General features: G+C 72.0%; 19 protein-coding genes. 5 read left to right on the forward strand and 14 right to left on the reverse strand.

The genetic code is table 11. The annotated features are described in order from the left end of the window. The first annotated feature begins 182 nt into the window (after positions 1–182). Positions 183–1,988 (forward strand): serine hydrolase domain-containing protein, encoded by a 1,806-nt coding sequence (locus DVA86_RS15965; RefSeq protein ID WP_208879123.1) that lies wholly within the window; start codon positions 183–185, stop codon positions 1,986–1,988. A 70-nt stretch (positions 1,989–2,058) separates the two neighbouring features. Here DVA86_RS15965 and DVA86_RS15970 read toward each other — a convergent pair whose 3' ends face one another. The 5 genes from DVA86_RS15970 to glpX form a co-directional block, all read right to left on the reverse strand. Beyond that, positions 2,059–3,873, reverse strand: coding sequence for an ATP-binding SpoIIE family protein phosphatase (locus DVA86_RS15970; RefSeq protein ID WP_208879125.1), 1,815 nt, complete (start codon positions 3,871–3,873; stop codon positions 2,059–2,061). A 178-nt stretch (positions 3,874–4,051) separates the two neighbouring features. After that, a complete protein-coding gene (locus tag DVA86_RS15975) occupies positions 4,052–6,604 on the reverse strand; it encodes a SpoIIE family protein phosphatase (RefSeq protein WP_245996634.1) in 2,553 nt (850 codons plus the stop codon). 88 nt (positions 6,605–6,692) lie between these two features. Next, on the reverse strand, positions 6,693–6,941 hold the full coding sequence (locus DVA86_RS15980) for an SPOR domain-containing protein (RefSeq protein ID WP_208879126.1): 249 nt from the start codon (positions 6,939–6,941) through the stop codon (positions 6,693–6,695). A gap of 125 nt (positions 6,942–7,066) precedes the next feature. Next, on the reverse strand, positions 7,067–7,819 hold the full coding sequence (locus DVA86_RS15985) for a GntR family transcriptional regulator (protein ID WP_208879127.1): 753 nt from the start codon (positions 7,817–7,819) through the stop codon (positions 7,067–7,069). 242 nt (positions 7,820–8,061) lie between these two features. Next, complete coding sequence (gene glpX, locus DVA86_RS15990; protein WP_208879128.1) at positions 8,062–9,096, reverse strand: class II fructose-bisphosphatase; 1,035 nt, start codon at positions 9,094–9,096, stop codon at positions 8,062–8,064. 151 nt (positions 9,097–9,247) lie between these two features. Between glpX and DVA86_RS15995 the strand changes: the two genes are divergently transcribed. After that, positions 9,248–9,796, forward strand: a complete 549-nt coding sequence (locus DVA86_RS15995; RefSeq protein WP_208879129.1) for a DUF4245 domain-containing protein — start codon at positions 9,248–9,250, stop codon at positions 9,794–9,796. Between the two features lie 69 nt (positions 9,797–9,865). On the opposite strand, the gene DVA86_RS16000 is transcribed toward DVA86_RS15995, so the two are convergent. From DVA86_RS16000 to DVA86_RS16010, 3 genes are all read right to left on the reverse strand, one after another. Continuing rightward, on the reverse strand, positions 9,866–10,141 hold the full coding sequence (locus DVA86_RS16000; protein WP_208879130.1) for an exodeoxyribonuclease VII small subunit: 276 nt from the start codon (positions 10,139–10,141) through the stop codon (positions 9,866–9,868). Positions 10,142–10,256: 115 nt separating this feature from the next. Further along, a complete protein-coding gene (gene xseA, locus DVA86_RS16005) occupies positions 10,257–11,465 on the reverse strand; it encodes an exodeoxyribonuclease VII large subunit (protein ID WP_208879131.1) in 1,209 nt (402 codons plus the stop codon). Positions 11,466–11,506: 41 nt separating this feature from the next. Beyond that, positions 11,507–12,901, reverse strand: coding sequence for an APC family permease (locus tag DVA86_RS16010; protein ID WP_208879132.1), 1,395 nt, complete (start codon positions 12,899–12,901; stop codon positions 11,507–11,509). 67 nt (positions 12,902–12,968) lie between these two features. Between DVA86_RS16010 and DVA86_RS16015 the strand changes: the two genes are divergently transcribed. After that, positions 12,969–13,982, forward strand: a complete 1,014-nt coding sequence (locus DVA86_RS16015) for a 4-hydroxy-3-methylbut-2-enyl diphosphate reductase (protein ID WP_425470841.1) — start codon at positions 12,969–12,971, stop codon at positions 13,980–13,982. A gap of 106 nt (positions 13,983–14,088) precedes the next feature. Here DVA86_RS16015 and DVA86_RS16020 read toward each other — a convergent pair whose 3' ends face one another. After that, positions 14,089–14,754, reverse strand: coding sequence for a DUF6542 domain-containing protein (locus tag DVA86_RS16020; protein WP_208879135.1), 666 nt, complete (start codon positions 14,752–14,754; stop codon positions 14,089–14,091). A gap of 273 nt (positions 14,755–15,027) precedes the next feature. Here DVA86_RS16020 and ychF point away from each other — a divergent pair, with 273 nt between their 5' ends. Then, positions 15,028–16,116 (forward strand): redox-regulated ATPase YchF, encoded by a 1,089-nt coding sequence (gene ychF / locus DVA86_RS16025; RefSeq protein ID WP_208879137.1) that lies wholly within the window; start codon positions 15,028–15,030, stop codon positions 16,114–16,116. 43 nt (positions 16,117–16,159) lie between these two features. On the opposite strand, the gene DVA86_RS16030 is transcribed toward ychF, so the two are convergent. The 5 genes from DVA86_RS16030 to DVA86_RS16050 all read right to left on the reverse strand — a co-directional run bounded on the left by DVA86_RS16030 (position 16,160) and on the right by DVA86_RS16050 (position 21,475). Next, the gene (locus DVA86_RS16030) at positions 16,160–17,413 is read right to left on the reverse strand and encodes a PQQ-binding-like beta-propeller repeat protein (RefSeq protein WP_208879138.1); all 1,254 of its coding nucleotides are present in this window, start codon (positions 17,411–17,413) and stop codon (positions 16,160–16,162) included. A gap of 217 nt (positions 17,414–17,630) precedes the next feature. Next, the gene (locus tag DVA86_RS16035; RefSeq protein WP_245996637.1) at positions 17,631–18,320 is read right to left on the reverse strand and encodes a hypothetical protein; all 690 of its coding nucleotides are present in this window, start codon (positions 18,318–18,320) and stop codon (positions 17,631–17,633) included. Between the two features lie 211 nt (positions 18,321–18,531). Next, positions 18,532–19,530, reverse strand: a complete 999-nt coding sequence (locus tag DVA86_RS16040; protein ID WP_208879140.1) for an ArsA family ATPase — start codon at positions 19,528–19,530, stop codon at positions 18,532–18,534. Continuing rightward, positions 19,521–19,778, reverse strand: a complete 258-nt coding sequence (locus tag DVA86_RS16045) for a cory-CC-star protein (protein ID WP_132046568.1) — start codon at positions 19,776–19,778, stop codon at positions 19,521–19,523. Before DVA86_RS16045 ends, DVA86_RS16040 begins: the two co-directional genes overlap by 10 nt. Beyond that, positions 19,775–21,475, reverse strand: a complete 1,701-nt coding sequence (locus tag DVA86_RS16050) for a carbon starvation CstA family protein (RefSeq protein WP_208879141.1) — start codon at positions 21,473–21,475, stop codon at positions 19,775–19,777. Before DVA86_RS16050 ends, DVA86_RS16045 begins: the two co-directional genes overlap by 4 nt. Before the next feature lie 545 nt (positions 21,476–22,020). On the opposite strand from DVA86_RS16050, the gene DVA86_RS16055 reads away from it, so the two are divergent. Beyond that, a complete protein-coding gene (locus tag DVA86_RS16055; RefSeq protein WP_208879143.1) occupies positions 22,021–24,420 on the forward strand; it encodes an excinuclease ABC subunit UvrA in 2,400 nt (799 codons plus the stop codon). Positions 24,421–24,458 lie beyond the last annotated feature (38 nt).

Consider the following 24,458-nt stretch of genomic DNA (forward strand, 5'->3'; position numbering starts at 1 on the left):
CGTCCGTCCCCGTCCGGCCCCCGGGACGCCAAGGCCCGCCGACCGCCAGTGGTCCGACCAACGGCGTCCGCGCGTACCTGGTCACAGCGGCCCCGCCGCTGACTACGCTGCTGCCCGTACGCGCCAAAGAACCGCGCACCTGGCCTTACCAGCACATACGAGCATGGGGGCATCGCATCGTGATGAGACGTCGGCACTTCCTGGGCACCGTGGGCGGCTTCGCCGTCCTGTCCGGCCTGTCCGGAGCCAGCGCTCCGGCGGCCGCGGCGGACGTGCCCGCCCGCCCGGACGCGGCGGCCGGGCCGCCCACCGTGACGCCGGACGACCTGCGCTTCCGGCCGCGCACCCTGCGGCCGGGCAGCGCGCGGCAGGCGGGGCTGCTCGAGGAGCACGTGGCGCGCGCGGTGCCGGCCGCGGAGGAGTACCTGCGGCCCGGCCCCGGCCGCCCCGACCCGTCGCACCCCGGCTTCGTCCTGCTCGCCGCGCGGGACGGCGTGATCGTCGAACACGCCGCGCGCGGCCACGCGTTGCGCTACGAGAGCTGGGACGCGGCGGGCGAGAAGGCCGTGGAGCTGCCCCGCGACGAGTGGGTGCCGATGCGCCCGGACACGATCTTCGACATGGCCTCGGTGTCCAAGCTGTTCACCTCCGTGGTGCTGGTCAGCCTGGCCGAGCGGGGCACGCTGGACCTGGACGCGCCGGTGGCGCACTATCTCCCGGAGTTCGACCGCGCCGACCCGGCCAAGTCGGCGATCGCCGTACGGCAGTTGCTGACCCACACCACCGGCATGAAGGCGTGGCACGACCTGGGCCCGTACCCGGACAACGAGGCGCGGATGGCGGCGATCTACGCTGAGCCGCTGACGTTCGAGCCGGGCAGCGACTACACGTACTCCGACCTCAACCTCATCACCGCCGCCCGGCTCGCCGAGGAGCTGTCCGGCAAGAGCCTCGACCGGCTCGTCGAGCAGATGATCACGACCCCGCTGGGCATGGCCGACACCGGCTACAACCCGCCGGCGGAACGGCTGGACCGCGTCGCGGCCACCGAGTACCAGCCGGGGACCGGACGCGGCATGGTGCGCGGCTCCGTGCACGACGAGAACGCGTACTACCTCGGCGGCGTCGCCGGCCACGCGGGCGTCTTCTCCACCGCCGCCGACATGGCCGTGTTCGGGCAGATGGTGCTCAACGGCGGCACGTACGGCGGGCACCGGGTGCTCGGCGAAGACTGGGTGCGCCGGATGCTCACCAACCAGAACCCGGGCCTGGGCACGGACGCCGCCCGCGGTCTCGGCTGGCAGCTCGACCAGCGCTTCTACATGGACGCCCTGACCTCCCCGGTCGGCTTCGGGCACACCGGCTTCACCGGCACCTGCCTGGTGGGCGACCCGCTGAGCGGCAGCCTGTACGTGCTGCTGACCAACCGCGTGCACCCGACCCGCGAACGGGGCACCACCAGCGACTACCGCCGCGCCCCCGCCCGGCATCTGGCCCGCGCGCTGCCGGTGCGTACGGAGGCCGGCCGCGCCGCCTGGTTCTCCGGGCAGCGCGACGCGGCGACGGCGACGCTCGAAGTGCCGCTCGTACGGGCGGTGGAGAAGGACGCGTCGCTCCGTTTCCGCCTCTGGTACGACACGGAGTCCACCGACCGGTGCACCGTGGAGGCCAGCACCGACGGCGGTGCGAACTGGCGGCCGGTGCCGCTGGAACTCCGTACCGGCGAGCACCGCTGGCCGGGCGACGGGGACGGCGCGGGCGGCTTCTCGGGCTTCTCCGGGCGCCGTTGGCTGCGCGCGAGCGCACCGCTACCCGCCGGGGTGACGTCCGTACGCTGGCGGTACACCACGGACGCCCAGCAGCAGGGGCGGGGCGTGTACGTGGACGACATCCGGGTGCTGCGCGGGGAGCGGCCGGTGTTCCTGAGCGTACGGCCACGAGACAACGCCCGTATCCGGGCGGAGGGCTGGGCCGAGTCCGCGGACTAGCCGGGCCGCGGCGGGGCTCCCCGCGGCGGGGCTCCCCGCCGCCGGGACCGCCCCGCCGCCGGGGCTCCCCTCAGAACAGGCTCAGCAGCGCCTCTGTCGGATCGACCGGCTTCGACCGCCCGTCCGGCAGGGGCAGTTCGAACCAGACGGTCTTGCCCTGCGGCGTACGTCTGCTCCCCCAGCCCGCGCTCAGCAGCCCGACCAGCTGGAGTCCGCGCCCGCCCTCGTCCGTCACGCGGGCGCGCCGGCGGCGCGGCTGGACCAGGCCCGCGTCCCAGACCTCGCACACGAGGGTGCGGTCCAGCAGCAACCGCAGCCGGATCTCGCCCTCGCCGTGCCGGAGCGCGTTCGTCACCAGCTCGCTGACGAGCAACTCGGTGGTGTCGGCGAGGTCGTTGAGGTGCCAGTCGGTGAGCTGGTCGCGGGCCAGCTCGCGGGCGCGGGAGACGGAGCGGGGCTCCGAGGGCAGCCGCCAGTCGCCGACGGAGTCGGCGGGCAGGCCCTGCACGCGGGCGACGAGGAGGGCGATGTCGTCCTCGCCGTGGTGCACGTTGAGCCGGTTCAGCACCCGGTCGGCGACGTCCTCCAGGAGGGGCGGCGCGTCGACGAGCGCCGTACGGAACGCGGTCAGGCCCTCGTCCAGCGGGTGGTCGCGGGACTCCACGAGGCCGTCGGTGTAGAGGGCGAGCAGCGACCCGTCGGGCAGCTCCACCTCGATCTGCTCGAACGGTTCGCCGCCGACGCCGAGCGGTACGCCCTTCGGGACCTCCAGCAGCAGCGCGGAGCCGCCCGGATCCTCCGGTTCGAGCAGTATGGGCGGCAGATGGCCCGCGTTGGCGAACGTACAGCGCCGGGTTACCGGGTCGTAGACCGCGTACGCACACGTGGCCAGATACACCTCGGCCAGATCCTCGGCCCCCGTGCGCTGCGTACGGGCCTGCCGCCCCCTGCCCTCGGACGAGGGCGCCCCCAGTCCGCGCGCGATCTCGTCCAGGGCGGTGAGCACTTCGGCCGGTTCGAGGTCGAGCAGGGCGAGGGTGCGTACGGCGGTGCGCAGTTCGCCCATCGCGACGGCGGCCCGCAGCCCGCGGCCCATCACGTCGCCGACGACCAACGCGGTGCGGTGGCCGGGAAGTTCGAGCACGTCGAACCAGTCGCCGCCGACCTCCGTGGCCGGATTGCCCGGCAGGTAGCGGCACGCGATGTCGAGGCCGGCGGCCTCCGGGTTGCCGGGCGGCAGCAGGCTGCGCTGGAGGATGAGCGCGCGTTCGTGCTCGCGCCGGTAGAGGCGGGCGTTGTCTATGCAGACGGCGGCGCGCGCGGCGAGTTCGGCGGCGAGCGCGCCGTCCCGTTCGCCGAACGGCTCGCTGCCCTTGGCGCGGGAGAACTGCACCAGCCCCAGCACCCGTTCACGCGCCACCATCGGCACGGACAGCGTGGACTGCACCACGGTGCCGAACTGCGCCGGTACGGAGCCGTCCTGCCCGCCCGTGTGCTGAACCCGGGCCGTACGCAGGGCCTCCGCACCGGCGGAGTGGTAGGCGTACGAGTGCGTGGAACCGACGGTGATGGGGTTCGCGTCCCCGGACTCGTCGGAGGAGAGCGCCAGCGGCGCGTCCGACACGGCGCTGGCGAAGGCGACACGGCGCAGCTTGCCGTCGCCGCCGGGACCGGCGGCGTGCGGCTCGTCACCGGCGAGGACGTCCTCGTAGAGGTCGACGGAAGCGAGGTCGCAGAACTGCGGTACGGCGACGTCGAGCAGCTCGCGGGCCGTTGTCTCCAGGTCGAGTGAGTTCCCGATCCGCGCACCCGCCGCGTTCAGCAGTGCGAGCGCGCGGCGTACATCGTCCGGCTTGCCGGCCGCCTCGACTGGGATGTCACTCAACGCCGCCCCTTCCCGTCACCGGTGCGTGTGCCGGTCGGAGCAGTCTCGCAGGCCAAGGCCGTGCGGAACATGCTCTTCGCGATCACTGCACGAATTTCCGTCTGTTGCGACAGAATCCGCGCGCTCCCGCACCTCCGTGCTTCATCCCCCTGCCGTCCGCCAGGGTTCCCCCTCTCTCCTAACCCGGCAGGGGGAGCTCGAACCAGACAGTTTTCCCCAGCGCCCCGTGCCGCGTGCCCCAGCGCCGTGATTCCCGTGCCACGAGCTGGATTCCGCGACCGCCCTCGTCCTCCTCCGTCGCGTTCCGCACGCGGGGCGGATCGGGCAGCGGATCGGAGACCTCGACCAGCAGGGACGTACCGCGCACCATCCGTACGCCGACGGGCCCGTGCGCGTAGCGCAGCGAGTTGGTCACCAACTCGCTGACGAGGAGCACCGTCTCGTCCACGATGCCGTCCAGGCCCCACTCGATGAGGGTGTCGCGTACGAGCGCGCGGGCGCGGCGTACGGCGTAACTGCCCGCGGACAGCGTCCACGAGGCGGAACTGCCCTCGGGGAGGCCGCCGAGCTGCGCCATCAGCAGCGCGGCGTCGTCGGCCGTCCCCGGGGCGGCGGCGGGGGCGCCGTCGGACGCGTCGGACGGGCGGGCGCCGTCGGGAGAGGCGAGGGTGGAGATGACCTCGTCGCAGGCGTCCTCGAGCGAGGGCTCGGGGACTTCGCTGCTGAGCAGGGAGCGGAGGCGTTCGACGCCCACGGTGATGTCCTCGCCGCGGTGCTCGACCAGCCCGTCGGTGTACAGCACGAGCACGGAGCCCTCCTCGACCTCCAGCTCGGTCGACTCGAAGTCGACTCCGCCGACGCCCAGCGGCGCCCCCGAGGGCAGCTCGACGGCGTCCGCGCGCCAGCCGCCCCCGTCCCGCGGCCGCAGCAGCAGCGGCGGGAGATGGCCGGCCTTGGCGAGGGAGCAGCGGCGGGTGGACGGGTCGTAGACGGCGTAGAGGCAGGTGGCCATCAGCGGGTCGTCGGGGCCCTGCGCGAGGTCGTCAGCCAGGTCGTTGACACGGCGCAGCAGGTCGTCGGGCGGCAGGTCGAGCCCGGCGAGGGTCCGTACGGCGGTACGCAGCCGCCCCATCGTGGCGGCGGCCCGCAGCCCGTGCCCCATCACGTCGCCCACGACGAACGCGACCCGGCCGCCCGCCAGCGGGATCACGTCGAACCAGTCGCCGCCCACCTCGGTGCCGCTGCTCCCCGGCACGTAGCGGTACGCGACGCTGACGCCTGGCGGCGCGGGCACCCGCTGCGGCAGCAGGCTGCGCTGCAGCATGAGGGCGCCCTCGCGCTCGCGGGCGTAGAGCCGCGCGTTGTCCAGCGAGGTGCCGGCGCGGTCGGCGACGTCCATGGTGAGCGTGAGGTCGTCACGGTCGAACGGGTCGCGCCCGTCGGCCCGGCTGATGACCAGCAGCCCGAGCACGATGCCGCGGGCGCGCAGCGGCACGATCAGCAGCGAGTGGATGCCGAGGTCGAGCGCGGCCTGCACCTTCGGGTCGCCCGAAAACGTCGCCGCCTTCAACTCCTCCTGGGACGCGATGAGATGGGGCTCCCCGGTGCTGAGCGTCCGGCCGAAGTGCGAACGGGTCTCGAAGGCGATGTCCTGCCCCACCCGCAGCATCCGCTCGACGGCCGGCCCGCGCTGCTTGGCGGCCACGCCGAGCTGCAGCAGCGGGGTCCCGGTGACGAGTTCCGTCGCGGGCAGGTCGCCGCCGTGCACGAGCTGGCTGATCAGCATCACCCCGGAGTAGTCCGCGAACCGCGGCACCAGCGCGTGCGCGAGCGCCCGCGCGATCCGCGGCACGTCGAGGAGGTCGCCGAGGGCGACGCCGACGTGGTCGAGCAGCGCCAGCCGCTGCCGGGCCCGTTCGATCTTCGACAGCGCCTCGCGGCGCTCCGAGATGTCCATCACGGCGCAGCTCAGCCCGAGCACGTTGCCCAGGTCGTCGGTGAGCCTGCTGTACGACACGGAGCGCGCGCCGCTGCCGTCCGGCGCGGAGGTCACCATGTCGACGACGGGGCGCCCGGTGCGCAGGACGACGGACTGCAGCCGGTGGATCTCCGCGGCCATTTCGGGCGGCAGCGTCTCGCGGACGGTCTTGCCGACATGCTCGCGGGCGGGCATGCCGTTCAGCCGGGCCAGCGCCTCGTTGACGCGCAGATAGCGCAGGTTGGTGTCGAACAGCGCGATGCCCAGCGGCGAGGAGTCGAAGAGGGCGCCGAGCGCGGCGAGGTCCTGGTCGATCGCGCGGAGCATGCCGATCTCGGCGATGCTGGCGGCGATGTACGCCGTACCCTCGCCGTCGTAGAGGAGCGAGGCGCGGCTCTCGATCTCGACGCGGTGGCCGTCGAGATGGCGGGCGGGCAGGATGCCGCGCCAGTTCCGCTCCTGGCGGAGGGTGTCGTAGATGCGGCGGGCCTGCTCGTTGGGGGTTTCGGTGAGGGTCGCGGCGAGCAGGGTGTCGACGTGACGGCCGGCGAGCCGGCCGGGGGGCCAGCCGAGGATCTCCTCGGCGGCGGGGCTCCACAGCAGCACGCGGCCCTTGGCGTCCAGCATGACGACGCCGACGTGCAGTGTGTCCAGCAGGGAGGAGACCGCCTCGTGCGTGGAGGCAGGCGCCGTCCCGTCGAGCTCACCGGAGGAGCGTTCGGATGCGCCTTCCGGTCCAGCGGTGTCTGCCACGCCGCCCACGTCCCTGATCGGGTACACGCTTGGCCGGGAATGTCCGGCCAAGTAGGACTAAAACCCACATACCCGATTTTGCACGCGGTCAGCCGCGGTCCGCCCCCTCAGGGGCCCGGCTTTCGACCAGATAGCTGTCAGTGTCACCGCCCGCGCCCGAGCCCGAACCGGACCCGGCCCTCTGACCGGAGCCGGCCCGGCGGCCGAGCCGGTCCGCGATCTGCTCCGCTTCCACGCGGGTGGCATAACTGCCCACGCGATAACGATTGCCGTGGCCGTCCTGGCGTATGAGGAGCCAGGGCAGCACGGGACTGCTGTCGCCGCTCGCACTTCGCATATGCCGGAGCCTACGCGTCCGAGCTCACTCAGTGCATTCAACTTTGCACAAAGGGCAAACACTTTCGGCCAGATGTTCGCCCACCCGATCCGATCCGGTCCCGACCGTTCCCGACCAGTCAGCGCTTACTTCACCGGCAGGTGATACGTGACCCGGAAGCGGTCGGCCGGGATCACCACGTCCGCCGTCTCGACGGCCCGCCTGCCCGCGAAGTACGTCCGCTGGATCACCAGCAGGGCGTGCCCCGGCACCCCGCCCAGCGCCATCGTCTCCTCGGCCAGCCCGGGACGGGCGCCGACCTCCTCCACGACGTTGTCCACCACCACGTCGATGGCGGCCATCCGCTCCACCACGCCGTGGCCGCCGAGCGGGCCCTCCTCGGGCAGCATCACCGGGGTGCGGCCCGTGACCGACAGCGGCTCCCAGGACGTGGACAGCATGGTCGGCTCGCCCTCCGAGCGGAACAGATAGCGGGTGCGCATCACCCGCTCGTCTGGCTCGATGCGCAGCCGCGCCGCGATCGCCGGAGTCGCCTCCTCCTGCTCGCTCTGCGCCTCCCAGGTGCCCTTGACCCGCTCGTCCGCCTGCTCCTGGCGGAACGGGCTGGCGTCGCCCACCGAGCGGTACGCGGCGCGGGCGACCCGCCGCGGGGCCAGCTGCTCGCGGACGTACGTCCCCGAACCGGAGCGCCCTTCGACCAGGCCCTCCGCCATCAGCACCTTGCGCGCCTCCAGCGCGACGGTGTCCGAGACGCCGTACTGCTCGCGAATGCGGGCCTGCGAGGGGAGGCGCGTATGGGGCGCCAGCTTTCCGTCGACAATCTTCTGCCGCAGATCGCCGGCGACACGCAGATACGCGGGCTGCTCACCGAAAGGCACGTGCCCCTCCCCAACAGGTTGACCGTGTGCGACAGACTGGCAACTCTGGGTTGCGAGCGCAAGACTCGGCCAAAGATTCACCCGAAGTGATGACGTGCTGTTCAGAGCGCCTTCACAGCTCCGTGAAGGCCTTCACAAACCCGCTCGAACCGGCCCCGTACGCGGGCCCCGCCGCGTACGGGAGCACCCGCCCGTACGGGAGCACCCGCCCGTACGGGAGCACCCGCCGCGTACCCGTTGGGTCAGCGGGCCCGGTCGAAGTCCACGGCGCTGTACGCACGGAGCTTGGCCAGCTGGTGCGTCGAGTCGATCTGGCGGATGGTGCCGGACTTGGACCGCATGACGAGCGACTGCGTGTACGCGGTCTCCGCGCGGTAGCGGACCCCGCGCAGCAGGTCGCCGTCCGTGATGCCCGTGGCCACGAAGAAGACGTTCTCGCCGCCCACCAGGTCCTCGGTCTGCAGCACCCGGTCCAGGTCGTGCCCGGCGTCCAGCGCGCGCTGCCTCTCCTCGTCATCCTTGGGCCACAGCTTGCCCTGGAGCATGCCGCCCAGGCACTTGATCGCGCACGCGGTGATGATGCCCTCGGGAGTGCCGCCCACGCCGAGCAGCATGTCGACGCCGGTCCCCTCCCGTACGGCCATGATCGCGCCCGCCACGTCGCCGTCCGAGATGAACTTGATGCGCGCGCCCGCCTCCCGGATGTCCCGGACGATGCCGTCGTGCCGGGGCCGGTCCAGGACGACCACCGTGACGTCCTCCGGCGCCAGGCCCTTGGCCTTGGCCACGCGGCGCACGTTGACCGAGGCCGGCGCGTTGATGTCGACGAACTCCGCCGCCTCGGGGCCGGTGACCAGCTTGTCCATGTAGAACACCGCCGTCGGGTCGAACATCGCGCCCCGCTCGGCCACCGCCAGCACCGAGACCGCGTTGCCCATGCCCTTCGCGGTGAGTGTGGTGCCGTCCACCGGGTCCACCGCCACGTCGCACTCCGCGCCGGTCCCGTCGCCCACCCGCTCGCCGTTGAACAGCATCGGCGCCTCGTCCTTCTCGCCCTCGCCGATGACGACGACGCCGTTCATCGAGACGGTGGAGACCAGGGTGCGCATCGCCTTCACGGCGGCGCCGTCCGCGCCGTTCTTGTCGCCGCGGCCGACCCAGCGGCCCGAGGCCATGGCGCCCGCCTCGGTGACCCGTACGAGCTCGAGCGCGAGGTTGCGGTCGGGTGCCTCCGGGCTGACCTCGAGCGGAGAAGGGAGATGATGGTGTTCCGACATCGGGACGCACCTTTCTGTACGGCGACGGCCGCGCGGACGAGGGTTCCCTGACTGTACCGAGCCCGCACGAGAATGAGCAGTGCGCCCCACGTTTGAGCGGAGAGCCCGAGCGGGCCCCGACCGGGGCCCCGTGGCCGGGCACGCGGGGCCCATGAGGGACGATGGGCGGGTGGCAGCAGACAAGAAGCGCGGTACCCAGACGGCGCGGGACATGATCATCTCGCTCGTCGTGATCACCCTCGCCGCCGGGGTGATCTACCTGTTCGTCCCGCACGACGAGGACAAGGACCCGGTCAAGACGGTCAGTTACGGCATCGAGGTGAGCACGGCGCGGCGCGCCGCGCCGTATCCGGTGGCGGCACCGCAGGGACTGTCCAAGGAGTGGCGCGCGACCTCCGTACGGTACGAGGGCGGCGGCCCGGAGGGGGCGGCCTGGCACCTCGGCTTCGTGACGCCCGGCGAGGAGTACGCCGCGGTGGAGCAGAGCGACGCGCCCGCGGCCGGGTTTGTGAAGTCCGTGACGCAGGGCGCGCGGAAGACGGCGAAGACGGAGCGCATCGGCGGCGAGGAGTGGACCCGCTACGAGGGCGGCAAGTACGACGCGCTGGTGCGTACGGAGCCCGGCTTCACGACGGTGGTCACCGGCACGGCATCGTTCGGGCAGCTGAAGGAGCTGGCCACGGCGCTCAGGACCAAGTGACCGGGACCGCGCGGCCGGCCGTCTGAGCGCCGCGAGGGCGGTGCCGGCTCAGCCGGCGGCGGTCCCGTCCTACTCGTCTTCTCCGTCCTCGGCGTCTTCTTCGTCCTCGGCGTCTTCTCCGTCCTCCGCTCCGTCCTCGGCTTCGAGCACCGCGTCCAGCCGGGCGCGCGCGCCCTCCAGCCACTCGCGGCAGATCCGCGCCAGCTCCTCGCCGCGCTCCCACAGGGCGAGCGACTCCTCCAGCGTCGAACCGCCCGCCTCGAGCCGCTGCACCACCTCGACCAGCTCACCGCGCGCCTGCTCGTAGCTCAGCGTGGACTGGAGCGTGGACTCATCCGTCGTCATGGCCCCAGGCTAGGCGCTGCCGGTGACAGCGCGGCAAGCCGCCGCCGGACCCGCGCCAAGCCGCCCGGCCGCGGCTCCCTGCCCGGCCGACGGCTCCCCGCCCGGCCGCGGCGGCCTATTCCGTCACCGTCACGCCGAACTCCCCCTCCGCCACCCGCGCCCGCAGCGGGTCGCCCGGCGCCGCGTCACCCGGCTTGCGGATCACCGAGCCGTCCGCGCGCTGCAGCACCGCGTACCCCCGCTCCAGCGTGGCCGCCGGGGAGAGCGCCACGACGCGCGCCCGCGTGTGGGCCAGCTCGTCCTCCGCGCGGTCCAGCCGGTGCCCGAACGTACGCCGCGCGCGCCCCAGCAGGGACGCGACGTCCTCCTCGCGGTCCTCGACTACCGAGTGCGGATCGGCCAGCACCGGCCGGCTCCGCACCTCGGCCAGGGCGCGTTCCTCGCGGTCCAGGAAGCCGTTGACGACCCGCCAGGCCCGTTCGCGCAGCGCCCGTACGCGCTCGTGCTCCTCGCCCACGTCCGGCACCGTCCGCTTCGCCGCGTCCGTCGGGGTCGAGGCGCGCAGGTCCGCGACCAGGTCGAGGAGCGGCGAGTCCCGCTCGTGCCCGATGGCGGACACCACGGGCGTACGGCACGCGGCCACCGCGCGCACCAGCTCCTCGTCGGAGAACGGCAGCAGGTCCTCCAGGCCGCCGCCACCGCGCGCCACGATGATCAGGTCCACCCCGGGCTGCTCGTCCAACTCCCGTATGGCGCCGATGACCTGGGGCACGGCGCGGGCGCCCTGCACCGCCACCTGGCGCACCTCGAAGCGGACCGCGGGCCAACGGAGCGTCGCGTTCCGCAGTACGTCGCGCTCGGCGTCCGAGGCCCGGCCCGTCACCAGGCCGATGCACTGCGGCAGAAACGGGAGCGGCTTCTTCCGCTCGGCGGCGAACAGCCCCTCGGCGGCGAGCGTCCGCTTCAGCTGCTCCAGCCGTATCAGCAGCTCGCCGACGCCGACCGGGCGGATCTGCGCGGCGCGCAGCGACAGCGTGCCGCGCGGCGCGTACCAGGACGGCTTCGCGAAGACCACCACCCGCGACCCGTGCGTGACGGTCTCCGCGACCTGCGCGAAGACATCGGGCGGGCAGACGACGTTGACCGAGATCTCGTGCGAGGGGTCGCGCAGGGTGAGATACACCCAGCTCTGCCGGGAGCGCCGGTTCAGCTGCGTGATCTGCCCCTCGACCCAGACCGCGCCGAGCCGGTTGATCCATTCGCCGATCAGCTGCGAGAGCTTGCCGACGGGGACCGGCGACTCGGCGGACGTTTGGAGAGCCATACGGAGAGGCTACGGCCCGTCACCGACACCGCCCATCCCCGTCACCCCTCGCGCTCCGGCTCCCGCCCCGCACCCACTCCCCCGCCGCCGCCATCGCCGTCCCCGCCACGGCCGCGCAGCCGCTGCGCGCCGAACACCAGCAGCCCCGCGACGAGCCACACGGCGCCCAGCACCTGCGCGTCCCGGTTCGCCGTCACGATCACCGCGATCGTGATGGCCAGCCCGAGGAGCGGCACCACCCAGTCCCCCAGCAGGCGGACGGGGCCGTCCCCCAGCTTCCGTACGCCGAAGTACCCCATCACCGACAGGTGCAGCAGCGCGAACGCCGTCAGCGCGCCCATGTCGACCAGCGACACCAGCCTGTCCAGCCCGTCCGGCTCGCGCGACGCCCACACCGCGGCCCCCATCGTGATGACCGCCGACAACAGCACAGCGCGCTGCGGCACCCGGCTGGTCTCGGCCAGTTTCGACAGCGGACGCGGCAGCCGCCCGTCCCGCGCCATCGCGAACACGAGCCGCCCCGCCGCTGCCTGCGCCGCCAGCGCGGCAAACGCGGCGCCGAGGGCCTTGCTGGCCGCCACCGTCGTGTGCAGCCAGCCGCCGACGGCCTCCCGTACGGCCACGTAGAACGCCGCGCCCTGATCCTCCGGATGCTCGGCCAGCTCGCGCGACGAGTCGTCGGACAGCAGCGCGACCAGATACGTCTGCGCCACGAACAGCACGCCCGCCAGCAGCAGGCAGCCCACCAGGGCGCGCGCCACCCGGGTCGCGCCCTCGGCGGCCTCCTCCACGAAGTTGGCGATCGCGTCGAAGCCCAGGTACGAGAGCACCGCGATCGAGACCGCGCTCAGCACCGCCCGCGCCGAGAAGGCGCGGTCGCCGGTGAACGGCGACGCCCAGCCGCGTTCCGTACCGTCCCGTACGACCACCACCAGCGCCGCCGCGACGAACAGCAGGAGCACCGCGATCTCCAGCAGCAGCACCACGAAGCCGACGACCGCGGCCGTACGCACGCCCGCGAGGTTCAGCGCCGTCGTGACCACGACGGCGGCCACCGTCCACACCCACTGGTCGACCTCGGGGACCAGCTCCTCCATGGCGATGCCGCAGAAGAGGTAGGCCACGGCGGGGATCAGAAGGTAGTCCAGCATCGCCATCCAGCCCGCCGCGAAGCCCGGCCCCTCGCCCAGACCGGTGCGCGCGTACGCGTACACGGACCCGGCCTGCGGGACGACGCGCACCATCCGCGCGTACGAGTACGCGGTGAAGGCCATCGCGACGGTGGCCACCACGTAGACGAGGGGCACCACGCCGTGGCTCTTGGCGTCCAGCGCCCCGAAGACACCGACGGGCGCCATCGGCGCGATGAACAGCAGACCGTAGACGACCAGGTCCCGGGTGGTGAGTTCGCGCCGCAGACGGTCCGTTCCAGGCATGCCGTCAGCTTGCCCGAAAAGGGCCGCCCGCACCCGGCGCCGACACCCGGCCCGTACGATGGTGGCCATGACCGCAACGCCTGTCAGCCGCCCCGCCGAGCGCCGGATCCTGCTCGCCGCCCCCCGTGGGTACTGCGCGGGCGTGGACCGCGCAGTGATCGCCGTCGAGCAGGCCCTGGAGCAGTACGGCGCGCCCATCTACGTGCGCCACGAGATCGTCCACAACAAGTACGTCGTGCAGACCCTGGAGAAGAAGGGCGCGATCTTCGTCGAGGAGACCTCCGAGGTGCCCGCCGGCGAGATCGTGATCTTCTCCGCGCACGGCGTGGCACCCCAGGTCCACGACGAAGCGGAACGCGGCGGGCTGGCCACCATCGACGCCACCTGCCCGCTGGTCACCAAGGTGCACAAGGAAGCCGTCCGGTTCGCCAAGGACGACTACGACATCCTGCTCATCGGCCACGAGGGCCACGAGGAGGTCATCGGCACCAGCGGCGAGGCGCCCGACCACATCACGCTGGTGGACGGCCCCGACGACGTGCAGAACGTCGAGGTGCGCGACCCGGACAAGGTCGTCTGGCTGTCCCAGACCACGCTGTCGGTCGACGAGACGATGGAGACGGTGGACGCGCTGCAGAGCCGCTACCCGAACCTGCTCAGCCCGCCCAGCGACGACATCTGCTACGCCACGCAGAACCGCCAGACCGCCATCAAGAAGGTCGCCGCCGAGTCGGACCTCGTCCTGGTCGTCGGCTCCAAGAACTCCTCCAACTCGGTACGCCTGGTGGAGACCGCCCTCAACCACGGCGCCACCGCGGGCCACCTCGTCGACAACGCCGGCGAGATCGACGAGTCCTGGCTCGAGGGCGTCACCACCGTCGGGCTGTCGTCGGGCGCCTCGGTGCCGGACGTGCTGATCGACGGCGTGCTGGACTGGCTCCGCGAGCGCGGCTGGGACGACCTGGAGGTCGTGCAGCCGGTGGAGGAGCACATGCAGTTCTCGCTGCCGAAGGAGCTGCGCCGGGACCTGCGCACGGAGGCGGCGGAGAAGGGGAAGGTCCGCGCGGAGGGCGCGGGCTGACAGCGGCGTACGCCGACGAGGACCGCGCACGGCGACGTCCGTACGCGGAGGGGTCACGCCGTACGCCACCCAGGACCAGGCACGCTGACGTCCGTACGCCGAGCGGTCAGGCCGCCCGTTCCGCTGTGGCGCGGGCACGCCGTTCGGCCCGCCGGCGCCGTACGAACGCGATCCGGCGTACGAGCGCGATCACCCCGGCCAGGAACGTGCCGCCGTAGACCCAGCCCGCCTGCAGGGACAGCCCCGAGACGAGGCCCATCACGGTGCTGCCGAACCCCTCGCCGCCCGGGCTGACGAAGAACAGCCCGGCGGCGTACGCGAGGGGTGCCGCGACTGGCGCCCCGTACAGGTCGGCCGGCCGCACCCAGGCCGCGGAGGCGGCGCTGACCAGCAGGAAGAAGACGCCGTAGGTGGCCGGTGAGGCGCCGAGAAGCAGCGCGTCCAGCGCACCGATCACCGTCATGAGCAGCACGGCGAGCACGCCGGTGCCGAGCGCGGTGAGCCGGGGAGCGGGCAGCCGGGACATGGCGGTGGCGAGCGCCTCCTTCGGCGGCGTACGGGTCAGCGCACGGTGCAGGACCGAGCCGCGCGCGCCGCTGGTCCGCGCCGCCGAGCCGGGCGCGCCGCGCGGGCGGCGTGCGCCGGGCGGCGCGGGCGGGCGCGACGGGCGCGCCTCGGACGCCTCCTGCGGCTCGTGTACGGGCCTCAGCGGCCGGGGCGGCCGCGGCCGCCGGGCGGCCGGCACCGCCTGCTGGTCACTCTGCGGGGACACACGCGCGCTGTACGGCTCCACCGCACCAACGTAGAGCCCGCACCCCGCCGGTTTCCGGCATGGACACGCAGGGAGGATCATCTTGTCCGCCTGTTCGACGAATCGTGACCCGAACGGGTGAGGCACCCGCCCGCGTACGGTGTGACGTGCCCGTACGCGTACGGCCCCGGTTCCCGTGCCGGGCCGCGGCGGACGCGCCCGTAGACTGGTGGATCGGTCCGCGTCCGGCGGGCTGTCCTCCGCCACGGTCCACTCGCTACGGGAAGTCGCCACGTGTCGCTCACGATCGGAATCGTCGGTCTGCCGAATGTCGGCAAGTCGACCCTGTTCAACGCTCTCACCAGGAACAACGTGCTGGCGGCCAACTACCCGTTCGCCACCATCGACCCGCACGTCGGCGTGGTGGGCATCCCGGACGCCCGGCTCGGCAGGCTCGCAGAGGTCTTCGACTCGCAGAAGGTGCTGCCCGCCACGGTCGACTTCGTCGACATCGCGGGCATCGTGCGCGGCGCGAGCAAGGGCGAGGGCATGGGCAACCAGTTCCTGGCGAACATCCGCGAGGCCGACGCCATCTGCCAGGTGATCCGGGCGTTCCAGGACGACAACGTCGTGCACGTCGACGGGAAGATCTCCCCCCGCGACGACATCGACACGATCGACACCGAACTGATCCTCGCGGACCTCCAGACCATCGAGAAGGTCCTGCCGCGCCTCCAGAAGGAGGCCCGCGTCAAGAAGGACAAGCAGGCCGAGGTGAAGGCCGTCGAGGAGGCCCAGGCCATCCTGGAGGACGGCCGCACCCTGTTCGCCGCGGGCATCGCCCAGGGCACCGAGCGCGCCGCCCCGCTGCACGACCTGCACCTGCTGACGACGAAGCCGTTCATCTACGTCTTCAACGTCGACGAGGACGAGCTGACCGACGAGTCCTTCAAGGACGAGCAGCGCGCCCTGATCGCCCCGGCCGAAGCGGTGTTCCTGAACGCCAAGCTCGAGGCCGACCTCGTCGAACTGGACGAGGAGGAGGCCCTCGAACTCCTCCAGACGGTCGGTCAGGAGGAGCCGGGCCTCGCCACCCTGGCCCGCGTCGGCTTCCGCACCCTGGGCCTCCAGACGTACCTCACGGCAGGCCCGAAGGAGTCCCGCGCCTGGACCATCCGCCAGGGCGCCACCGCCCCGGAGGCGGCCGGCGTGATCCACACCGACTTCCAGAAGGGCTTCATCAAGGCCGAGGTCATCTCGTTCGACGACCTGATGGAGGCGGGCTCGGTCACGGAGGCCCGCGCGAAGGGCAAGGCCCGCATGGAGGGCAAGGACTACGTGATGCAGGACGGCGACGTGGTGGAGTTCCGCTTCAACGTCTAGGCACGGGTCCCGCGCCACGTCTGACCGCCGCCGGGGCGCCCTCTTACGTGGGGAGGGCGTGGAGCTTCTTGCCGTGCAGGGCGAAGAGGTGGGTGCCGTCGGTGGCCACGAGCCACGCGTGATGGTCGCCGCTGTCGTCGTTGAACGTCCACCGCAGGGCGCCGGTCTTGACGTCGAACGCGTGCACGCCACCCTGTTTGTCGAGGTCGGTGGCTCCGTAGAGGGTGCCGCCCGCCTTGACGAACCGCGCGGGTACGCGGGCGCCCGTGTCGATGAGGGCCTTGGACTGCCAGATCTTGCGGCCGGTCTGGGCGTCGAGGGCCCAGAGCGTACTGCCGCTGTCGGCGACGTAGAGCACACCGTCCAGGACGGCCGGCTCCTTGAAGGAGCTGAACTTCTCGCTCCGCACGGTCCACTTCTCGGCGCCGTCGGAGATGCCGAATGCCTGGAGCTTCTGTCCCTGCGGCACGATGACGAGGTTCTGGTGGACGGCGAAGAAGCCGTAGTTGGTCTTGGCCGTCTTCTGGGTCCACACCTGTCTGCCGGTGGCGGTGTCGCGGACCGTGAGGTTGTCCTTGAAGTCGGTGTAGACGAGGTAGCGGCCCTGTACGGCAGCGTGAATGCCGTTCTGCTCGGTGCCGAGGTCCCGCTGTTCCTTCCACACCACCTTCCCCGTACCGCTGTCCAGCGCGGCGATCACGTTGGTGTGGGACGAGCCGTCGCTGTTGAGGATCTCGGCGACGACGTAGACCTGCTTTCCGTCCAGCGCGATCGGCCTCGGCTGCCGGTATCCCTTGTCCAGGCGGCTGCGCCAGGTCTCCTTGCCCGACGCCGGTTCGTACCCGACGACGGTGCCGTCGTACTTGCCGCTGGCCAGATACAGGGTGCCGTTGCCGAGCAGCAGCGGAGCTCCGGGAATCGCGGCGCCCTTCAGCTGCCACTTCGCCTTGCCGGTCTTCGTGTCGAGGCCGGTGAGCGGGTCGCCGGTCGCGATCACCACGCCGCTCTCGGCCACGAGTTCGTCGCGGTCCCCGAAGGTCCGCGCCGAGGTGGTCTTCGCCCACAGCGGCGCGGGGGCCCGCCCGTACTCGTCCGTCGCTCCCTCGGACGGCTTGCCCCCGGGGTCCGGCGACTTTCCGCCGTCACCGCCGTTCCCGCCCTCCCCTCCGTCGGCCGAGTCTTCGCGGCACCCGCTCGCCCCTGTTCCCAGGACGGTCAGCGCAACGCCGCCTCCGGCAAGTCGCAGCATCCGCCGCCGCGAAGGTCTTCCGACGGCCGTGCTCGGGTACTTCGGCATACTGGTGTCTCCCCCGTGCTCGTGTGAGTGGCTGGCTGGACGGGCCTGTCGCGCTCTCGTACTGGTGCACACTCCCGTGACCAGGACACTAGCCTCTGCCAGGACGCCGGGGCGGTCTCGGGACCAGACCGGGACGATGGCGTGAACCGATCAGCACACTGACCACCGCGGCGGCGAGGCCGGGGCCGCTTCCATCTCCCGGGCCCGGCCGGCCGGGCTATTCCTTGCGGTCGTCCCAGGACGTGCCGTACCAGCCCTTGAAAGACAGCAGCAGGGCCGCGAGCGCGGCGCCGACCCGGGGATCCGGCTCGGGCGGGTGGAGCAGCACCGCCTCCGAGGAAGGCTTGTGCACCATGACCGTCCGGCCGCCGGCCCGCCATGTCACGCGCCGCGGGGCGCGGGGGAGATCGCCGTTCTCGAACAGGGCGCCGATGAGGAACAGCGGTAGCAGGGGGGACATCAGCCAGCAGACCAGCCACCAGAAGAGGCGTCCCTTGTACCCGACCGCCTCCGGACCTCCGGGCTGCGCCACCGTCCAGCGCGTACGCAGCCCTCCGCCTCGGAACGCGTTGCGGCGCGTGATCGTGCCGGTGATCTGTCCGTGCGCGTCCAGTACCTGATAGGTCGTACGGCCGCCGTGTGCCGATTGCGTGACAAGGCGCGCCAGCTGTTGCTCCCGGCGTTCGTCAGCCCACAGCACGAAGGAACGGGCCCCGGCCTTACGCGCCGCACGGTACGCGGGTATGCCGCCGGGCGGGAGTTCGCGCTCCACGTACGCGAAGACCCGGCTCTGCGGCTGCGATCCGTCCTTGATGTGGATGGTGTGGCGCAGCGGCGGTGGACAGCCGGCGGGCTGTCTCTCATTGCGCGCCGTTCTGTCGAAGTACGGCGTCAGGGTGACGGCCATGGTGCATGCTCCTCATGGGTGTTGTGCTGCCCTCCGCCCGGTGCACGGTGGCCCTTCCTCGGCAGGACAACGGGTGCGCGGCGCGACACCTGACAACACGACCCCCCCGACACCGTGCGATCACCGCAGCGATTCTTGCATGGACACGGACACGTATAAGTGGGGTGCGCCAGGTGCCCGGCGTGGTGGGCTCCCGCGGCAGAAGCGGGGTTCAGGGGGAGCGCGAGCCCAGTCGGTCGGCCAGCGCGGTGAGGGCCTCCGTGCCCGCCAGGTCCCCGGGGAGCAGCGGCACTTCGAGCAGCGGTACGTCCGGGACCCGCTGCCGCAGCCGGACGAGGTGCTCGTCCTCCTGCCTGCGGCGCCCGGCGAGCAGCTCGCCGGCGTCCGCCGGGGAACGGCGGTTGGCGACGAGCGCGGTCACGTCGATACCGAGGCCGGTGAGCTTCTCGTACACCTCCAGGGTCTCGGCGACCGGGAGCCGTTCGGCGGTCAGCACGACCACGAACCCGGTCCCCTCCGGGTCCGTCACCACCTCGCGCAGCCGGGAGAAGCGGTTGCGCCGGCGTACGAGGATTCGGCGGAGTTCGGCGTCGCGGTCGGTCTCCTCGCCGCCGCCGAGACCGCGTACCGCGGCGCCGAACCGCTCGGACCGGTCGCGGTTGGCGAGCAGCGTCTCCGTCCAGGAGGCGAGCTGGTCGGGCAGCGCGAACAGCCGCAGCGTATGGCCGGACGGGGCGGTGTCGAAGACGACCAGGTCGTACGACTCCTCCCCGAGCTCCACCGCGTCGGCGATCCGTTCCAGCACCGCCGACTCGTGGGTGCCGGGCGCCTGCCGGGCCAGTTCGAGGTGCCGGGCGGCCGGTGCGTGCATCCGCTCGGGGAGCATGCGCCGCATCGTCCCGGCGACCGCGGTCAGGTGCTGCTCGACCGTGCGCTCCGGATCGATCTCCAGCCCGTCCACGTAGCCCGCCGTCCCGGCCCCCGCCCGGGGGGCGAGGTCCCCGGGGCCGGCGAGGCGCGTGGGCTCGTCGCCCACGGAACGGCCCCAGAGGTGGCCGAGGTTGTGGGCGGGATCGGTGGAGACCAGCAACACGCGGGCGCCCGCCCTGGCACGGCCGAGGGCGAGCGCCGCCGCGATGGACGTCTTGCCGACGCCGCCCTTGCCGCCGACGAAGACGACCCTGCGCGAGGTGGTGAGGTCTAGCAGCACCCGACGTGCTCCAGTGGCGAACGGTCCATGCCCATACGGCGGTGCCAGGCGTGGAAGTCCTCGTAGAGGGCCGGCATCAGCTCGGCGGTGTAGTACGCCGCCGGATCCGGTACGCCGAGTGCCTCCGCGAGGACGACCATCCGGAAGAGGTCGTCCTCCTCGCGCCGGGCGCGGGCGAAGGTACGCCGGTAGGGACCGGCGTAGAACTCCTCCAGCCCGGCCCGGAACGAGGCCCAGCGAGATGTCACCCGGGGACCCCGGCCTTCTCCGTCACATCGGCGTCAGGGGCCTCCGGCGGCTCCTGGGACGCCCGCCGCATCGCGACGACCGCCTCGACGGCGACCCACACGGCGGCGACGATGATGACGATGTCGATGGTCAGCAGCAGCCAATCCCGGGCGTCGTAGAAGTCGCCGAGCTGATCGATCGCGGCCCAGAACGACATCACGAACACGACCACGAGCGGCACCAGCGCGGGCAGGGGGTTGCGCCGCTTGCGGATCAGCATGACCGCGACGATGGACAGGGTCAGGGAGGCCAGCAGCTGGTTGCTGGTGCCGAACAGCGGCCAGATACGGAGGCCGCCGGAGCCCTCGGCGCCCTGGCTGAAGGTGAGTCCCATGCCGGCGGCGAGCGCGATGAAGGTGCCGACGAGGTTGTTGATCTTCAACTTCGCGATCTCGCCCGCCTCCTGGACGACGAAGCGCAGCAGGCGCACGCCGGTGTCCATGGTGGTGGCGGCGAACAGGATCGCCATGGTGGCCAGGACCGTCGAGCTCAACGAGGCCGGGAGGCCGAGGCCGCTGTGGACGATCTCGCCGCCGCCCGCGACGAACGCCCCGACGCCGCCCTCGCCGAAGGCCGCGTAGACCTCCTTCCAGTCGGCCAGGCTGCGGTAGCCCGCGGTGGCGGCGATGATCGCGCCGAGCGCGAGCATGCCCTCGCCCACCGCGCCGAAGTAGCCGACGAAGCGTGCGTCGGTCTCCTTGTCCAGCTGCTTCGAGCTGGTGCCCGAGGAGACCATGCCGTGAAAGCCGGAGATCGCGCCGCACGCGATGGTGACGAAGAGCAGCGGTACGAGGTCCGGGGTGCCCGCGGGCACGGCGTCGTTGACGGCCGGGGCGACGACCGAGGGAGCGCTCAGCAGCACCGCGGTGAACAGGATGCCGAGCCCGACGAAGAGCTGGACGCCGTTGATGTAGTCGCGCGGCTGGAGCAGCACCCATACGGGCAGCAGGGAGGCCACGCCGGCGTAGACGAAGAGGGCGACGATCCAGAAGGTCGCCGGGGACATGCCCAGGATCGGGTCGGACAGCTCCACCGGTACGGCGTCGCCGAGGAGGATCAGGCCGTAGAGCGCCACGACGCCGACCACGGTGACCAGGCCGAGGTTCATCCGGTAGCGGTACACCGCCTGGCCGACCAGCAGCGCCACCGCGACCGCGCCCCAGGCGGGGATCACCGCCGAGGGGGTGGAGATCAGCAGGTCCTTGATGACCACCGCGAAGGCCGCGACCACCATCAGCAGCAGCAGGAAGATCACGACGAGGAAGAGGGTCGCGCCCCGGCTGCCGATGTAGCGGCCGGACAGCGTGCCCATCGAGCGGCCCTTGTTGCGCGCCGAGGCCCACAGGGAGCCCAGGTCGTGCATGCCCGCGAAGAAGACCGTGCCGAGGGTGACCCACAGGAACGCGGGCAGCCAGCCCCAGATCACGGCGACCGCGGGGCCGACGATGGGCGCCGCGCCCGCGACCGAGGTGAAGTGGTGACCCCACAGCACGAACTTGTTGGTCGGGACGTAGTCCACGCCGTCCTGCAGCTCGTGCGCGGGCGTCTGGAAGGACGCGTCAAGCTTGTAGATCCGGTTGCCCAGGAACTTCGCGTAAAGGACATACCCACCCGCGAATATCGCAAGGCCGATCAACAGCAGCGGAAGTGCATTCATACGAGATGCCCTCTGGGTTCTGGGGATGGAGCCGCTGCCCTGCACGGGGTGTGCACCTGGCGGACAGGCGGCGGGGACGGTGGAGCGGGGTCCTCCTCGAGGGGGGTGCCGCGGGCCGGCGGCCCCACGGTCTGTTCAAGAGTTGCCGGGGGATCCGATTCGGTTGACAGGCGATCGCCGTGAGTTTTCGGCCTGTCACGGCGACCGCGAGGTTGCGTACGAGGCAGCCGGACCAGCGTAGACCTCCGGCTGCCCGTGTCCGCCGACGTCGAACGGTACGACAGGAGAGAAGCCCCCGTACACGACCGGGTACGCACCCGTGCCCTGCTGGTGGCCCGGCTCACCGGCACGGCACGGTGGCACAGCACTGCGGTGCGGCCGGCGGGAGCACGGACCGGTCAGGATTCGAGAAGCGGGCCGCCGCGGGGCGCGCATAGCGTGGCGGGCACGGACAACGGAGCTGGGAGCCGGCCCCGGCGCACCCGCGCTCGCACCGCCGAACGGGTTCGGCCCGCCGTACAGCCCGCCGCACAGATGGAGACACGATGAGCCAGGCCACCAGAACCGGCGCACGGTCCACCGCGCCCCACCTCGCCGACAGCCACGGCATGATCCGCGTGCACGGGGCGCGCGTGAACAACCTCAGGGACGTCAGCGTCGAGATCCCGAAACGCCGGCTGACGGTGTTCACGGGCGTGTCCGGCTCGGGCAAGAGCTCGCTGGTGTTCGGCACGATCGCCGCGGAGTCGCAGCGGATGATCAACGAGACGTACAGCGCGTTCGTCCAGGGTTTCATGCCCACGCTGGCGCGGCCCGAGGTCGACGTGCTCGAGGGGCTGACGACGGCGATCATCGTCGACCAGGAGCGGATGGGCGCCAACCCGCGCTCCACCGTCGGCACCGTCACCGACGCCAACGCGCTGCTGCGCATCCTCTTCAGCCGGCTCGGGGACCCGCACATCGGGTCGCCCGGCGCGTTCGCGTTCAACGTGCCGTCGGTACGGGCGAGCGGCGCGATCACGGTCGAGCGCGGCGACCGCAAGACGGTGAAGCAGACCTTCAACCGCACCGGCGGCATGTGCCCGCGCTGCGAGGGCCGGGGCGCGGTGTCCGACATCGATCTGACCCAGCTCTACGACGACTCCAAGTCGCTGTCCGAGGGCGCGTTCACGATCCCGGGCTGGAAGTCGGACAGCTTCTGGACGGTACGGGTCTACGCCGAGTCGGGTTTCGTCGACCCGGACAAGCCCATCCGCAAGTACACCAAGAAGGAGATGCAGGACTTCCTGTACCACGAGCCGGTCAAGGTGAAGGTCGACGGCGTCAACCTCACCTACGAGGGCCTCATCCCCAAGATCCAGAAGTCGTTTCTGGCCAAGGACAAGGAGGCGATGCAGCCGCACATCCGCGCGTTCGTGGAGCGGGCGGTCACGTTCACCACGTGTCCCGGGTGCGACGGCACGCGGCTCAGCGAGGCGGCCCGTTCGTCGAAGATCAAGGGCATCAGCATCGCGGACGCCTGCGCGATGCAGATCAGCGATCTGGCCGAGTGGGTGCGCGGGGTCGACGAGAAGTCGGTCGCGCCGCTGCTGACGACGCTGCGGCACACCCTCGACTCGTTCGTCGAGATCGGGCTGGGCTATCTCTCGCTGGACCGCTCGACGGGCACGCTGTCGGGCGGCGAGGCGCAGCGCACCAAGATGGTCCGCCACCTCGGCTCCTCGCTCACCGACGTCACGTACGTCTTCGACGAGCCCACCACGGGCCTGCACCCGCACGACATCCAGCGCATGAACGACCTGCTGCTGCGGCTGCGCGACAAGGGCAACACGGTGCTGGTCGTGGAGCATGAGCCGGAGACGATCGCGATCGCGGACCACGTCGTGGACCTCGGCCCCGGCGCCGGTACGGAGGGCGGCACGGTCAGCTTCGAGGGCACCGTCGAGGGGCTGCGGGCGGGCGGCACGGTCACCGGCCGCCATCTGGACGACCGGGCACCGCTCAAGGAGTCGGTACGGAAGCCCACCGGGGCGCTGGAGATCCGCGGGGCGTCGGCGCACAACCTGCGGGGCGTCGACGTCGACATCCCGCTCGGGGTCCTCACCGTCGTCACCGGCGTCGCCGGCTCCGGCAAGTCGTCGCTGATCCACGGCTCGGTCCCGGCCGGCGCGGACGTGGTGGCGGTCGACCAGACCGCGATCCGCGGCTCCCGGCGGAGCAACCCGGCGACGTACACCGGACTGCTCGACCCGATCCGCAAGGCGTTCGCGAAGGCCAACGGCGTGAAGCCGGCTCTGTTCAGCGCCAACTCCGAGGGTGCCTGCCCCGACTGCAACGGCGCCGGCGTCGTCTACACCGACCTCGGAATGATGGCCGGGGTCACCACCACCTGCGAGGAGTGCGAAGGGAAGCGCTACCAGGCGGCGGTGCTCGACCTCCACCTCGGCGGCCGCGACATCAGCGAGGTGCTGGCGATGTCGGTGGGCGAGGCCGAGGAGTTCTTCGGCGCCGGAGAGGCACGTACGCCGGCCGCGCACCGCGTCCTCGGGCAACTCGCCGACGTCGGGCTGGGCTACCTGCGGCTCGGCCAGCCGCTCACGACGCTGTCCGGCGGCGAGCGGCAGCGGCTGAAGCTTGCGACGCACATGTCCGAGAAGGGCGGCGATCGCCTGGTCTACGTACTGGACGAGCCGACCACGGGCCTGCACCTCGCGGACGTCGAGCAGCTGCTCGGCCTGCTGGACCGGCTGGTCGACGCGGGCAAGTCGGTCATCGTCGTCGAGCACCACCAGGCCGTCATGGCGCACGCCGACTGGATCATCGACCTCGGGCCGGGCGCGGGCCACGACGGCGGCCGGGTCGTGTTCGAGGGCACGCCCGCCGACCTCGTCGCCGACCGCTCCACCCTCACCGGCGAGCACCTCGCGGCGTACGCGGGCGCGTGACCACAGGAGGGCATTGACTTCAACTGCGCTTCAACTCC

The sequence above is a fragment of the Streptomyces armeniacus genome (assembly GCF_003355155.1).
Lineage (GTDB): Bacteria > Actinomycetota > Actinomycetes > Streptomycetales > Streptomycetaceae > Streptomyces > Streptomyces armeniacus.